The organism is Micromonospora sp. WMMD1274 (assembly GCF_049179035.1).
GTDB lineage: Bacteria > Actinomycetota > Actinomycetes > Mycobacteriales > Micromonosporaceae > Micromonospora > Micromonospora tulbaghiae.
The window spans coordinates 2,402,354-2,415,147 of sequence record NZ_JBMHMG010000001.1 but is presented as its reverse complement, the minus strand read 5'-3'; the positions used below and the strand labels follow the sequence as shown (position 1 = coordinate 2,415,147).

14 protein-coding genes are annotated in these 12,794 nt (G+C 72.7%); 7 read left to right on the top strand and 7 right to left on the bottom strand.

Annotation, left to right across the window (positions count from 1 at the left end; genetic code table 11):
- Window positions 1-25 precede the first annotated feature (25 nt).
- From pstS to ACN27D_RS11090, 4 genes are all read right to left on the bottom strand, one after another.
- Entirely contained in the window at window positions 26-1,123 is a 1,098-nt protein-coding gene (gene pstS / locus ACN27D_RS11105; protein WP_358174204.1) for a phosphate ABC transporter substrate-binding protein PstS, read from the bottom strand.
- 232 nt (window positions 1,124-1,355) lie between these two features.
- Window positions 1,356-2,294, bottom strand: coding sequence for a mycothiol synthase (mshD, locus tag ACN27D_RS11100; RefSeq protein WP_121685831.1), 939 nt, complete (start codon window positions 2,292-2,294; stop codon window positions 1,356-1,358).
- A gap of 67 nt (window positions 2,295-2,361) precedes the next feature.
- On the bottom strand, window positions 2,362-3,216 hold the full coding sequence (locus tag ACN27D_RS11095) for a polysaccharide deacetylase family protein (RefSeq protein ID WP_421499056.1): 855 nt from the start codon (window positions 3,214-3,216) through the stop codon (window positions 2,362-2,364).
- 150 nt (window positions 3,217-3,366) lie between these two features.
- A complete protein-coding gene (locus tag ACN27D_RS11090) occupies window positions 3,367-4,086 on the bottom strand; it encodes a winged helix-turn-helix transcriptional regulator (RefSeq protein WP_176722767.1) in 720 nt (239 codons plus the stop codon).
- A 243-nt stretch (window positions 4,087-4,329) separates the two neighbouring features.
- On the opposite strand from ACN27D_RS11090, the gene ACN27D_RS11085 reads away from it, so the two are divergent.
- The 7 genes from ACN27D_RS11085 to ACN27D_RS11055 all read left to right on the top strand — a co-directional run bounded on the left by ACN27D_RS11085 (window position 4,330) and on the right by ACN27D_RS11055 (window position 9,869).
- Window positions 4,330-5,376 (top strand): hypothetical protein, encoded by a 1,047-nt coding sequence (locus ACN27D_RS11085; protein ID WP_421499055.1) that lies wholly within the window; start codon window positions 4,330-4,332, stop codon window positions 5,374-5,376.
- Window positions 5,377-5,455: 79 nt separating this feature from the next.
- Entirely contained in the window at window positions 5,456-6,238 is a 783-nt protein-coding gene (locus ACN27D_RS11080; RefSeq protein ID WP_120572915.1) for a DUF2993 domain-containing protein, read from the top strand.
- 71 nt (window positions 6,239-6,309) lie between these two features.
- The gene (locus ACN27D_RS11075) at window positions 6,310-6,387 is read left to right on the top strand and encodes an Ms5788A family Cys-rich leader peptide (RefSeq protein WP_310503780.1); all 78 of its coding nucleotides are present in this window, start codon (window positions 6,310-6,312) and stop codon (window positions 6,385-6,387) included.
- Window positions 6,388-6,592: 205 nt separating this feature from the next.
- Window positions 6,593-7,441, top strand: coding sequence for a sulfurtransferase (locus ACN27D_RS11070; protein ID WP_120572916.1), 849 nt, complete (start codon window positions 6,593-6,595; stop codon window positions 7,439-7,441).
- On the top strand, window positions 7,441-7,779 hold the full coding sequence (locus ACN27D_RS11065) for a DUF1416 domain-containing protein (RefSeq protein WP_013288819.1): 339 nt from the start codon (window positions 7,441-7,443) through the stop codon (window positions 7,777-7,779). Before ACN27D_RS11070 ends, ACN27D_RS11065 begins: the two co-directional genes overlap by 1 nt.
- Window positions 7,780-7,909: 130 nt before the next feature.
- Entirely contained in the window at window positions 7,910-8,962 is a 1,053-nt protein-coding gene (locus ACN27D_RS11060; protein ID WP_120572917.1) for a hypothetical protein, read from the top strand.
- 55 nt (window positions 8,963-9,017) lie between these two features.
- Window positions 9,018-9,869, top strand: a complete 852-nt coding sequence (locus tag ACN27D_RS11055) for a hypothetical protein (protein ID WP_421499054.1) — start codon at window positions 9,018-9,020, stop codon at window positions 9,867-9,869.
- A gap of 2 nt (window positions 9,870-9,871) precedes the next feature.
- Here ACN27D_RS11055 and ACN27D_RS11050 read toward each other — a convergent pair whose 3' ends face one another.
- The 3 genes from ACN27D_RS11050 to ACN27D_RS11040 all read right to left on the bottom strand — a co-directional run bounded on the left by ACN27D_RS11050 (window position 9,872) and on the right by ACN27D_RS11040 (window position 12,771).
- Window positions 9,872-11,950 carry a glycogen debranching N-terminal domain-containing protein gene (locus tag ACN27D_RS11050; protein WP_120572919.1) on the bottom strand — a complete coding sequence of 693 codons (2,079 nt, stop codon included), beginning with the start codon at window positions 11,948-11,950 and terminating at the stop codon, window positions 9,872-9,874.
- Complete coding sequence (locus ACN27D_RS11045) at window positions 11,947-12,336, bottom strand: SCP2 sterol-binding domain-containing protein (protein ID WP_357793080.1); 390 nt, start codon at window positions 12,334-12,336, stop codon at window positions 11,947-11,949. The genes ACN27D_RS11050 and ACN27D_RS11045 overlap by 4 nt, the downstream gene beginning before the upstream one ends.
- Window positions 12,337-12,408: 72 nt before the next feature.
- Window positions 12,409-12,771 carry a DsrE family protein gene (locus tag ACN27D_RS11040; protein ID WP_135242222.1) on the bottom strand — a complete coding sequence of 121 codons (363 nt, stop codon included), beginning with the start codon at window positions 12,769-12,771 and terminating at the stop codon, window positions 12,409-12,411.
- Window positions 12,772-12,794 lie beyond the last annotated feature (23 nt).

Genomic DNA, 12,794 nt, shown 5'->3' with positions numbered 1-12,794 from the left:
TGTTGAGGAGGTGTCGGCCGGAGCGTCAGGAGAGGCTCTTGACCGCGGCCTCGACCTTGGTGCGGACGGTCTCGGGCAGCGGCGCGTAGCCCAGCTCGACGAGCTCCTTCTGCCCCTCGGCGCTGGCGGCGTGGCCGAGCAGGCCCTTGACCAGCGGCAGCTTGTCGGCGGCGAGGCCCTTGCTGCAGACGATCTCGTAGGTCGCCAGGACGATCGGGTACGCCCCGGCCTCCTTGGTGTTGTAGTCGATCGACATCTTCAGGTCGTTGCCCTGACCCTCGAACTTGGCGCCCGCGATGGTCTTGCCGGCCGAGTCGCCGGTCAGCTCGACGAACTCGCCGTTGCCGTTCTTGATCTTGGCCATCTTCAGGTCGGAGTTCTCGGCGTACGACCACTCGACGTAGCTGATGGTGCCGTCGGTGCTCTTGACCTTGCTGGCCACACCGTCGGACTTGGCCGCGCCGACGCCGCCCGGGGCCTTCCACGCCTTGGAGTTGCCGAGCGTCCAGTCCGCCTCGGCGGTCTTGGAGAGGTACTTGGTGAAGTTGTCGGTGGTGCCCGACTCGTCGGAGCGGTGCACCGCCTGGATCGTGGTCGACGGCAGCTTGGCGTCCGGGTTGTCGGCCTTGATCGCCGGGTCGTCCCACTTGGTCACCTTGCCGGCGAAGATCTTCGCCAGGGTGGCCGGGCTGAACTGGAGGTTGTCCGCGCCGCTGACGTTGTAGACGACAGCGACCGGGCCGATGACCATGGGCAGGTTGAGCGCCTGGCCGCCGGTGCACTTGGCGTCGGCCTGCGGCTGCTCCTCCGGCTTGAGGGCGGAGTCCGAGCCGGCGAAGTCCGCGGTGCCGGCGATGAACGCCTGGATGCCGGCGCCCGAGCCGCTGGGCTCGTAGTTGATCGTGGTGCCGGCGCACTTCTGCTGGTACGCCTTGATCCACTCGGCCATGGCGTTCTTCTGGGCGGAGGAGCCCTGCGCGTTCAGCGTGCCCGTCGCGCAGTCCACCGCGGCGGTGGAACCGGAGGCGCTGGCCGGCTCGTTGTTGTCCGAGCCGCAGGCGCTGAGACCGAGAACCGCGGTAAGAGCGAGACAGGCGATGGCGCCGTGCCGCTGGAGCTTCACTTCAGGGGTTTCCCTTCACGTCTTTGGTCAGGTCGCCCGGAGTGCCGGGGGCCGGCGCTGACCGGCTGACATGAAGGTAGGAGGGCCAGGTGGACGGTTCGCCGGACGCAAGTGAACGCGCGGTGAACACGTTCAGCCGACGAGGTGGCCGTACGCTGAGGAAGGGTTGTCCATTTCGTGAACTAGCGGCCCGGCATCGCCTTTGTGGCGATTTTCCCGGGCGGGCGAGCGCTCAGCCGAGCTGGTAGTTGACGTGCGCGGACCAGCGCGCGAAGCCCAGCCGCTCGTAGAGCGCGACCGCGGCGGTGTTGCTCTCGTCCACGTAGAGCATCACCCGGTCCAGCCCGCGCTCGTCGCGCAGGTGGGTCAGGCCGGCGGCGGTGAGCACCCGGCCGAGGCCGCCCCGGTGCGCGGACGGGTCGACGCCGAGCACGTAGACCTCGCCGATCCGGGCCGACCCCGGCCGCTCGTGCACCTTGGTCCAGTGGAAGCCGAGCAGCCGCCCGGTGGCGGAGTCGACGGCGAGCAGGAAACCGGCCGGGTCGAACCACGGCTCGGCGATGCGGACGCGCAGGTCGTCGAGCGTCCACTTCCCCTGCTCGGGGTGCTGGGCGAAGGCGGCGTTGTTCACCGCCAGCCATGCCTCGTCGTCCTCGCCGGGCCGGAACGCGCGCAGCGTCACGCCGTCCGGCACGACCGGCGCCGGCAGTTCGGCGGTGAGTGGGCGGCGCATCTGCCAGAGCACTCGTGCTCGGGAGAAGCCCAGGTCGACCGCCAGCGCAGCCGCCGACGGGTGGTCGCCGTGCGCCCAGGCACGCAGCGGTCCGGGCGCGTCGGACACCACGCCACGGGCCAGCGCGCGGCCGGAACCCCGCCGCCGGTACGCCGGGTGCACGACCATCTCCACGCCGACGCCCTCGGCCGGGGCGGTGGTGTCGAGGTGCGCGTACCCGGTGAGGGTGCCCTCGGTGGTCCGGGCGGTGAGGTGCACGGCGGGCGCCTCGGGGTCGCGCAGCCGCAGCAGCACGTGCTCGTCGAGCGGGTCGGCGCCGTCGGCGTCACCGGCGGCGCGGGCCAGTGCCAGCACCTCGGCGACCTCGTCCGGTGTCAGCCGGTCCGCCCGGTCGATCCGATCGGTCGCGGGACCACTCGTCGGCTCGGTGCTGCTCATCTGAGTCACGGTAACGGCCGGCGGGCCGCGGTTCGCGCCGGACGGCGACGGCGATCGGTGGCGCTCGTCACGGGGTGCCGACGGGCAGCGGCTCCAACTCGAACCGGGTCAGCAGTTCGGGCAGGAGTTGCTGCAACGCGCTGACGGTGCCGGAACGGTCCCCGCCCGCGTCGTGCATGAGCACGATCGCCCCGGGCCCCATCTGGGAGCGGACCATCGCCTCGATGGTGGTGGCACCCGGCGCCTTCCAGTCCGACGGGTCCACGCTCCAGTGCAGCGGGGTGAGGCCCAGGTCGGCGCAGGCCGACATGATGGACGGCGTCCAGGCCCCGCCGGGCTGGCGGTAGTACGCGATCCGCGCGTCGGGCGCGGCGGCCAGGATGGCGTCGTTGGTGCGCAGCACGTCGGCCCGGATCGTCGCCGGGGATCGCTTGCCCAGGTTGACGTCGTGGTTCCAGGAGTGGTTGCACAGCGTGTGGCCCTCGGCCACGATCGACCGGACCAGGTCCGGGTGGGCCTCGACGTTCTCGCCGACGACGCAGAACGTCGCCCGCACGCCGTACTGGGCCAGCAGCGCGAGCACCTGCGGGGTCCAGCGGGGATCGGGGCCGTCGTCGAAGGTCAGCGCGACCCGGGACGAGCCGGTGGCGACCAGGGAGCCGTACGGGCCGTCGCCGTCGGGCTCGACCGGGGCGGCGTCCGGCGCGGCGTCGGGGCTCGGCCGGGCGCTGGCCGTGCCGCCCGGGAAGTCGGTGCTGGGTGGCTGCTCGCCGTACCGCGGCCCGTTGAGCGTGGTGGCGACTCCGGCGGCCGACGGATGCGGGTCGGGCACCAGGCTGCGGCCCAGCGCGAACGCCGAACCGAGCAGGCCGGTCAGCACGACGGTCACGAGGCCGGCGGCGCGCAGCGTCGGGCCCCGCATCAGCGGTACCGGCCGTTCGTCGCCCCCGTGTTCACCGCACGCACCGTCGCCCCCTTAGCCCGACAATTCCGGCAGCCAGGATATGGCTGACTGATCGGGCAAAAAGGGCATACGAGAAAAGTGCCCTCTAGCGGGGTGGAGCGTGGGCGGTCAGACCGGCAGCGGGGCGGGCTCCGACTCCGGCAGCGAGCGCGACGGCGGGACGACGAACTTGTAGCCCACCTGGCGCACCGTGCCGATCATCGACTCGTACTCCGAGCCGAGCTTGGCGCGCAGCCGCCGCACGTGCACGTCCACCGTCCGGGTGCCGCCGAAGTAGTCGTAGCCCCAGACCTCGCGCAGCAACTGGTCCCGGGTGAACACCCGCCCCGGGTGCTGGGCCAGGAACTTCAACAGCTCGAACTCCTTGTACGTGAGGTCGAGCGGCCGGCCCTTCAACTTGGCTGCGTACGTGTCCGGGTCGATGTTCAGCTCGCCGGCCCGGATCGAGCCGCCGGCGCCGGCGGTGGCGTTGCTGAGCCGGCCCACAGCGAGCCGCAGGCGAGCCTCCACCTCGGCCGGTCCGGCACCGGCCAGGATCACGTCGTCGACGCCCCAGTCCGCGTTGAGCGCGATCAGCCCGGCCTCGGTGACGACCGCGACGAGCGGCACGCCGAGCCCGGTGGCGTGCAGCATCCGGCAGGTGGCGCGCGCCTCGCTCAGCTCGGAGCGGGCGTCCACCAGGACGGCGTCCGGTGTCGGGCCGGAGACCAGCGTGCGGACGTCGCGGGGTGCGGTGCGAACCGAGTGCGGCAGCAGGTCGAGTGCCGGCAGCACCGCCGACGGCTCACCGGCCCGCGCGGTCACGAGCAGCAGGAGCTCCACGATCACCTCCGTCCCGGCGGCCTTCCGGCCGCGCGCGACCAGCGACACGCCCGGTGGGGCGGCACTGTGAACTTGCGTGGGTCCCGGCGTCGTCGACGGGCGGGTAACGGCCTGAGCGTAACCGATGGACCGGCCGTCACCTTCGCGCGATTTACCGTTTGCCCTTTCTGCCCTCGATCGCGGCGCAGGTTTTAACGTCACCGAAACCGGGACCTCCGCCGAGCCGCCCGGGTCTGGCACGATCGGGGCGTGTTTCCCTCCACCTCGCGCGACACCGGTCGTGAACCGTGGGCCGACGACCCGTCCGCCGGGCCGTCCGGCCCCGCCCGTGGCTACCCGCCCGCCCCGCGTACCGGCCCCGCCGACGAGGGCGACCGGCCGGAACGCAAGGGCCCGCGCCGGCTGCGCAAGGGCGGCCCCGGCCGGCGTCCCGACGACGAGTCCGACGAGGAGCCCGAGGATGAGGTGCCGCCGGTCCCGGTGCGCCGCCCCCTGGCGCTCACCGTCGCCGGCTTCGCGGCGCTGCTCGGCGTCGGCCTGGTGCTGGGCGCGCAGACCTCGGGCCCGGGGCACCGGCTGCCGTTCGCCGCGATCATCTTCGGCGTACAACTGCTGTTCGTGCTGGCCTGGACGATGGCCATGCGGCCGCCCGCGCTGCTCGTCGTCGCGCTCGTCAGCGCCGCGACGGCGGTGATCGCCGACGTCGCCGCCGTGCAGTCGGACATCGCCGGCCTGGCCCCGCTCGGCTACGCCGCCGCGGCCGGGTTCCTGCTCGCCGTGCTGGGACAGCTCGTACGGCGGGTGGACCGGGTCCGGGTGACCGATTCGCTCGGCGGCACCCTGCTCATCGTGGTGGGTGTGGTCGCCTTCGCCACGCTCGTCGTGCTCAGCCGGATCCCCAAGGGCACCCAGGCGATCACCGTCTGCCTCACCGCCGCCGGGGTGGCGTTGCTCGTCGCCCGGCTCACCGACGCGATCGCGCCGTGGCCCCGGCTCGCCCCGCAGGTGCCGCGCGGCGCGGCGGGCGTGGTCGCCGGCGCCATGCTCGGCACGCTCACCAGCGCCGTGCTCGGCAGCTACCTGGTCGGTTTCACCCCGACCAGCGCCGCCCTGGTCGGGGTGGTCAGCGCGGCCACCGCCGTCCTGGCCGACCTCGCCGTCGGGTACGCCGAGGCGGGCCGGCTGATGGCCGGTGAACCGCCGACGATGTGGGTGGCCCGGCACATGCAGGGGCCGCTGGGCGGGTTCGCGCTGGCCGCGCCCGCCGCGTACGCCATGTGCGTGCTGTTCCTCTGACGCGGTTGGGGAGGATTCGCCTCGGGTAAGTACGGTTGCGCCGCGAGGCGCGGTGACGGCGGCGAGGACGGGAGACGGCGTGGCAGAGGCGTATCCGGCGGAGAGCCGACCCCGGCGACGGGGCCGGAAGGTGCTGATCGGCTTCATCGTCCTGCTGCTGGTGCTGGCCGGTCTGCTCGTCGTCGCCGACCGGGTCGCCGCCGGGGTGGCCGAGCGCGCCATCGCCGACCAGGTCCGGCAGGAGATCGCCAAGCAGGACGCGCAGTCCGCCGCGCCGCAGGTCGAGGTGGGTGGCTTCCCGTTCCTCACCCAGGTGCTCGACGGCCGGTACGAGCGCATCTCGATCCAGCTCACCGACGTGCGCGGCGACGTGCAGGGCGACGCGGTCGAGGTGCCGAAACTCGACGTGGACGCGCGCAACGTGACCGCCTCGCTGGACACGCTGCGCTCGGGCCGGGGCGACGTGGTGGCCGAGAGCGTGGACGGGCGGGGCACCGTCACCTACGAGAGCCTGGCCAAGCTGCTGGACCGCCCCGGGCTGACGCTGGGCGAGCGCAACGGCAAGCTCGCGGTCACCGCCCCGGTGGACGTCCTCGGCATCAAGCTCACCGTCAACGGCACCGCCGACGTCACGGTGGCCGGCAACAAGGTGGCGCTGCGCTTCAACGACCTCACCGCCGACGGCCTGCCGAACGTGCCGCTGGCCCGGGCCGCCCTGACCCGGTACGCGCAGGGCATCTCGATCGACGTGCCGCTGCCGGAGCTGCCGTTCCAGCTCAACCTGCGCAAGGTGGAGCCGAAGCCGGAGGGCCTGGTGGTCACGGCGGACGCGGCGAACGTGCCCATCAACTCCGCCGGTTGAAAGCCCGTCCCTGTCCCGGATGCTGGTCGGCCTGGTGGCGGCTGTCGCCCCGGCTGGTAATCTCCCTGCCCATGGGGACCCACCTCACCAAACGGCGCGCGGTCGACCTGTGCCGCGTGGCCACCTGCCTGTGTCGCCCCGTCATCTGACGGCGGGGCTGTCTCCGGCCGCCTGAACGGCGGCCACCAGGGTCCACGAACCTTCCCCGGTTCCCCCTCCCCAACGCCCGGCAGCGGCGCCGTCGCACGTACCCGTGATCCGTTCCTAGCTCAGGGTCCGCGTGTGGTGCGACAACCATCGGCATCGATCTCCACGCGCAGACTCACCAAACCATCCTCACCAGGGAGTGATCTGATGAGTCGCGACACCGCACTCGTCTCGGCCGAGTGGGCCGAGAAGAACCTCGGCGCCCCGGGCGTCGTCTTCGTCGAGGTCGACGAGGACACCTCGGCCTACGAGACCGGGCACATCGCCGGCGCCGTCAAGCTGGACTGGCGCACCGACCTCCAGGACCAGGTCCGCCGGGACTTCGTCAACAAGAGCCAGTTCGAGGCGCTGCTGTCCGACCGGGGCATCGCCAACGACGACACCGTGATCCTGTACGGCGGCAACAACAACTGGTTCGCCGCGTACGCGTACTGGTACTTCAAGCTCTACGGCCACGGCGATGTGAAGCTGCTCGACGGCGGCCGCAAGAAGTGGGAGCTGGACGCCCGTCCGCTCGTCACCGACGTGGCGGAGCGGCCGAAGACGCAGTACGTCGCGCAGGAGCCGGACACCTCGATCCGCGCGTTCCGCGACGAGGTGGTCGCCGCCATCGGCACCAAGAACCTGGTCGACGTGCGCAGCCCCGACGAGTTCGCCGGCCGGCTGCTCGCCCCCGCCCACCTGCCGCAGGAGCAGGCGCAGCGGGCCGGCCACATCCCGACCGCGATCAGCGTCCCGTGGTCGAAGGCGGCCAACGAGGACGGCACGTTCAAGTCCGACGACGAGCTGCGCAAGATCTATGCCGACGCCGGGCTGGACGACAGCAAGGAGACGATCGCGTACTGCCGGATCGGCGAGCGCTCCTCGCACAGCTGGTTCGTGCTCCAGGAGCTGCTCGGGCACCGCAACGTGAAGAACTACGACGGTTCCTGGACCGAGTACGGCTCGCTCGTCGGGGTGCCGGTGGCGCTCGGCGACGAGCCGGGGGAGGCCTGATGACCGCCGCCTCCGCCGCCTCGACGGCTGCCGCCGGCTGCGCCGCGCCGGACCAGTCCGCCCCCCTCCCGGCGAGCCTGGACCTGGAGAAGGAAACCGTGATCACCGGCCGCGTGCTGGCCGAGTCCGGTGAGGTCGTGCCGGGCGCGTACGTGCGCCTGCTCGACTCGACCGGTGAGTTCACCGCCGAGGTGGTGACCTCGGCGGCCGGGCAGTTCCGGTTCTTCGCCGCGCCGGGCTCCTGGACGCTGCGCGCGCTGTCGCGCCACGGCAACGGCGACACCGCCGTGTCCGCGGCCCGCGGGATCAACGAGGTGACGGTCTCGGTCGCCGCCTGACCCACGCTGGAGATCGTGGCCCGCCGCCCACCCGGGTGGCGGGCCACGAGCCGTTCCGGCGACTGTGCGCCTCGGCAGTGGCTGGCAGGCTGGACGGCGGTGCGTCCCGGACGCGCCGGAGGGGGATCAGGTGCCCGACGACGCCGCTGCCCACGCCCGCCGCTATCTGATCGACTTCATCGACGGCAACCGGGGCGAGACGATCGTCCGCGAACTCCAGCGCGCCGACGGGTCCGGCCGCGCCCGCCCGTTCGACGTCTCGGTCGCCAGCCTCGACACCGACCTGTCGTTCCTCACCAAGCGGGCCACGCTCGTCACGGCCAAGCTGGTCCTGTCCCAGCCGGGCGGCGAGCACTGCTACCTCGCCCACCGGGAGATCTGCAAGGTGTGCGGCGAGGACCCGGACCGCTGCGGCCGGGACTGCCGGTACGGGGACATCCGGATCGACGAGCTCTTCGCCGAGTGCGACGACCTGGACCGCCTCGGCGCGTACCTGCGGGACTGCGCGCCGCTGCTGGAGCTGGGGCAGCTCGTCTACTTCCCGCAGACCTTCCGCCGCAGCCACCTGGAGTCGCGCGCGCCGGACGCCCAGTCCACCTCGTCGCCGTTCAACAGCGTCGGCCAGATCGAGCTGGGCGACAACCCGGACCGCACGCTCGACCTGATCGTCAAGGGGCACCGGGTCGTCGACGTGCCGAGCGGGGATCCGGTGAAGGCGCGGCTGGTCACCCCGCTGCTCCAGCTCGACCTGCCGATGCTGGAGGGAACCTCGCTGCGGGACTACTGTGCCATCCTGACCCAGGAGGGTGACGCGCTCGCCGCGACCCAGGCGTACCTGCGGGGCCGGATGCTGGAGGTCGACACCGATCCGGACCGGGCGCTCGTGCAGCTCGCGAAGCTCGACGCGGAGATCCAGGAGGGGGTACGGGCGGCCCGGGCCGAGGTCGCCCGGGTGTCCCGGCGCTCGGCCGTACAAGCCGCCGGCGCGGCGGTGGCGACGGTCGCGGCGACCCTGGTGGCGGTCGAGGGCACGCAACTGGCGCCGGTGCTCGGCATGCTGGGCGCGGGCGGCTTCTTCTCCGCCGTGCTCGCCGCCGACCAGTACGCCGACCGTCGCGGCGAGCTGCGGCAGCGCCCCTTCTACCTGCTGTGGCTGCTGTCCCGCCGGTCGGTGCCGGTCTGAGCGAGGGTGCCGAGGCGCGGCCGGGCAGCTCGCCGACGCGTGACACCATGGCGGGGTGACTGCCGTCGAGACGGGTTACGCCCCGCCCACCCCGCCCGGCCGGCCCGGCCCCGGCGGCCGACGCCGGCTGCGCTGGCTGACGGTCGCCACCGTCGCGTGGGCCGTGCTGCTCGCGGGTCTGACCTGGTGGTCGGTGCACACTGATGCGCCGACGGTCAAGGAGCAGCGGTCGCTGGACCAGGCCGGCCCGGTGGTGGACCGGGCGATCGGTGCGCTGACCGCCGCGGTCGGCACCGCGGGCGTACCGGCGCTCCTGCCCGACCGGCTGGAGCGCGGCTGCCGGATCACGCCGATGGACGACGGCGCCACGCTGGAACGCGGCGTCGAGGTGGCGATCGGCGGCGGCGACGTACGCGAGGTGCTGCGCGGCATCGCCGACCGGCTGCCGTCTGGCTGGCGGGCCGGTGTGTCGACGCTCGACGGCGAGCCGCTGCTGCGCGCCGACGCGGGCGAGTTCGTCACGGTCGAGGGCCGCTCCGGTGGCCCGGGCCGGGTGCTGCTCACCGCGGCCACCGGCTGCCGCCCGGTGGGTTCCGGCTACCGGGCCCCGTCCGCCGACGCCGCCGCCGAGTCGGCGGTGCTGGCGTCGGCGCTGGGCCGGTGGGGCGGCGCGACCGGGCCGGTCCAGGTGCTCGCCGCGCCCTGCCCGGGCGGCGGGACGGCCCGCACCGCCCGGTCGGAGGCGGCCGCGCCGGCCGATCAGCCGCTTGCCGCCGCGTTCGCCGGGGGCGCCGCGCCGGTGGTGGACTCGGCAGACGCGTACGCGCGCCCGGGCGACCCGGCGGTGCTGGCGCAGCGGGGCGGGGAGCGGGTCCGGGTCGCGGTGACCACGCCCTGCCCGGCCTGAGGTCAGCCGCCGGGCAGGACGAGCGCCGGTGGCGACGGCTGTTCCTCGTGCGGCTCCCGGCTGCGGCCCAGCGCGTCCACCCGGCCCCAGCGGCCCGGGATGTCGAGCAGTTCCACCCGGCCCATCCCGGGCGGCACGGCCGGGTCGATGATCAGGTGCTCGCCCTGCGGTTCCAGTCCCAGCATCACCCGTAGGAGCAGCAGCGGGGTTCCGGCGGACCAGGCCTGCGGGCTGCACGCGGTGGGGTACTCCACCGGGTAGTCGGTGAGGCCGCGTTCGTAGCCGGCGAACACCTCGGGCAGCCGCCCGTCGAAGTAGTGCGACGCGCTGAGCAGGGCGTCGCAGATCCGGCCGGCCTCCTGCCGGAAGCCGTACCGCCACAGGCCCCAGGCGATGATCGAGTTGTCGAACGGCCACACCGTGCCCACGTGGTAGCCGACCGGGTTGTACCGGCCCTGGTCGTCGGCGAGCGTACGTACGCCCCACCCGGAGAACAGGCGCGGGCCGAGCAGATGGGCGGCGACGGCGGGGGCGCGGTCCTCGTCGACGATGCCGCTCCACAGCAGGTGGCCGATGTTGGAGGTGAGCGCGTCCACCTGCCGGCCCCGCGGGTCGAGCGCCAGCGCGTAGTACTCCCGGTCGGGGATCCAGAAGTCGCGGTTGAACCGCTCCTTCAGCGCCGCGGCCTCGTGCTCCAGGCGGTCGGCGTACGTCGGGTCGTTCCAGTAGGTGCGGGCCAGCCGGGCGCCGCGCAGCTTCGCGTCGTACGCGTACCCCTGGAGTTCGCACGTGGCGCGGGGGAACTCGGGCATCCGCCCGTCGGCGTAGGAGATGGCGTCCGGCGAGTCCTTCCAGCACTGGTTCGGCAGGCCGGTCTCCGGGTTGCGGGACATGTACCAGACGTACCCGGTGCCGAGCAGGTCGCCGTACGTGTCCAGCCAGGTCAGCGCCGCGCGCGTCTCGTGTTCCAGCTTGCGGACCAGGTCGGCGTCACCGGTCCACCGCTCGTACTCGTCGAGCAGGATCACGAACAGCGGCGTGGTGTCGGCCGCGCCGTAGTACGGCGAGTGCGGCTGCTCCTCGAAGCCGGCGGTCTCGCCGTAGCGCAGCTCGTGCAGGATCTTGCCGGGCTCCTCGTCCCGGAAGTCGTCGACCCGGCTGCCCTGGAGGCCGGCGAGCATGACGATCGTGGGCTTGACCATCTCGGGCAGGAACGGCAGCACCTGGAGCGAGGTGAAGATGCTGTCCCGGCCGAACAGCGTCATGAACCAGGGCAGCCCGGCGGCGAGCAGCCGGACGCCGAGCGTGATCGACTCGTACCGGAGGGCGGCCAGGTCGTTGAGGCTGCGCCGGTACGCCCCGGCCAGCGGCTCGCAGTCGCAGCCCAGCTTCGGCGCGCGGCTGATCAGGGCGCTCTGTTCCGCCTCGATGTCGGCCGCCGTGCGCTGGCCGCCCAGCGGCAGGATGGCCCGGATGTCCTCGCCCCGGGCGCCGTAGATGACCGTGTCGATGTGCAGCGCGGTGGTCCACTCGCCGTGCGGGCCGACCCGGACCCGGAACGTCATCCCGCTCTCGTCGACCTCGGCCGGCGCGGTGCTCGTCACCAGCGTCTCGCGGTGGAACGCCTGTCTGCGGTAGGTCAGCCGCAGCGCGTTCGTCTCGACCGTGGGGGTGGTGTGTCCCTTCTTGTCCCGCTGGTGCTTGATCTCGAACAGGTCGGCGAAGTCGGAGCCGATCTCCAGCCGGAGCCGGAACTCCTTCTCCTGCTCGGAGTGGTTGAGCAGGGTCAGTTCCTCGTCCAGGCTGCCGCCGATAGCGCGGCTGCGGATGACCGAGACCTTCGCGTCCAGATAGTGCGTCGGCTCGCCGGGGACCAGGAAGAACCGCGTCTTGTACGACAGCGAGTCGTCGATGGAGAGCGCGTGCAGGGGTTCTCCGTCGAGGGTGAGTCTCCAGGTGGACAGGAACCGGGTGTCGAAGGAGAACAGACCGGTGGGGAAGTCGTACGACGGCTGGATGTTGCCGCGATCGTCGCTGACCAGGAACGTGTTGCCGTCGAGGATGCTGACCCGGTCCTTCACGCCAGCCGCCGGACGTGTTCGCGGGCGGCGTCCCGCGGATCCCGTACGTCGGGCCGGGCCGGCAGGAACCGGCGGAACGCCAGGAACAGCACGACGTGCCCGCTGAACGTGGCCTCGTTGCGCAGCACCGCGGCCATGCCGGCCTCCCGGCCGGTGACCAGTTTCTCGAACAGTTCGCTGGAGAGCGTGAGCACGCCGTCGGCCTGCCGCTGCTCCTCCTGGCTCACCTGGGCCGATCCGGGGGCCAGCGTCACGTACCAGTGTTCGGTGCGGTTGCCGTCGGCCAGGTCGATCTGGAGCGTGCCGCCGATCGGGCTGTTCAGCACTGACGCGGCGCGCGCCGGCAGCGACGCGAAGAACTGTCGGATGGCCTCACTCACGTTCACATCGTAGGCGCAATCCGGACATGTCGGGCCAGGATCGGCGCACCGGGCAGAGTGGACAGCCCGGGGGGTTGCTCAGTAGACCAACGCCTGCGCGCCCTCGGCCATCGCTTCCTCGACGAACACCGCGGCGCCCGCGATGCGTACGCCGGGGATGACGTCGCCCGGGCCGATGTCCCGCCGGGCCGCGCACTGGGTGCAGGCGGTCACCCGGCCCGTGGTCAGGACCACGTGCAGCAGTTCGCCGAGCGGCGCGGAGTGCGGCAGCTCGAACGTCTCCGCCCGCCCGGGGAGGGCGAACCAGGTGGACTCGCCGGTGAGCCAGAGCGAGACGTCCACCCCGGCCGCGGCTGCGGTCGAGGCGACTGTGAACGCCTGGGCGCAGCGTTCCGGGGAGTCCGCGCCGGCGGTGGCCTTGACGACGAGAGTGCGCGCCATGAGGCCAGCATAGGATGGTCCGG

What these genes read in the sequence shown, in the direction of transcription:
- ACN27D_RS11075 (WP_310503780.1), top strand. Translation starts at nt 6,310, where the DNA reads ATGGGGACCCACCTCACCAAACGGCGCGCGGTCGACCTGTGCCGCGTG.
- ACN27D_RS11040 (WP_135242222.1), bottom strand. Translation starts at nt 12,771, where the DNA reads ATGGCGCGCACTCTCGTCGTCAAGGCCACCGCCGGCGCGGACTCCCCG.
- ACN27D_RS11095 (WP_421499056.1), bottom strand. Translation starts at nt 3,216, where the DNA reads ATGCGGGGCCCGACGCTGCGCGCCGCCGGCCTCGTGACCGTCGTGCTG.
- ACN27D_RS11065 (WP_013288819.1), top strand. Translation starts at nt 7,441, where the DNA reads ATGACCGCCGCCTCCGCCGCCTCGACGGCTGCCGCCGGCTGCGCCGCG.
- mshD (WP_121685831.1), bottom strand. Translation starts at nt 2,294, where the DNA reads ATGAGCAGCACCGAGCCGACGAGTGGTCCCGCGACCGATCGGATCGAC.
- ACN27D_RS11070 (WP_120572916.1), top strand. Translation starts at nt 6,593, where the DNA reads ATGAGTCGCGACACCGCACTCGTCTCGGCCGAGTGGGCCGAGAAGAAC.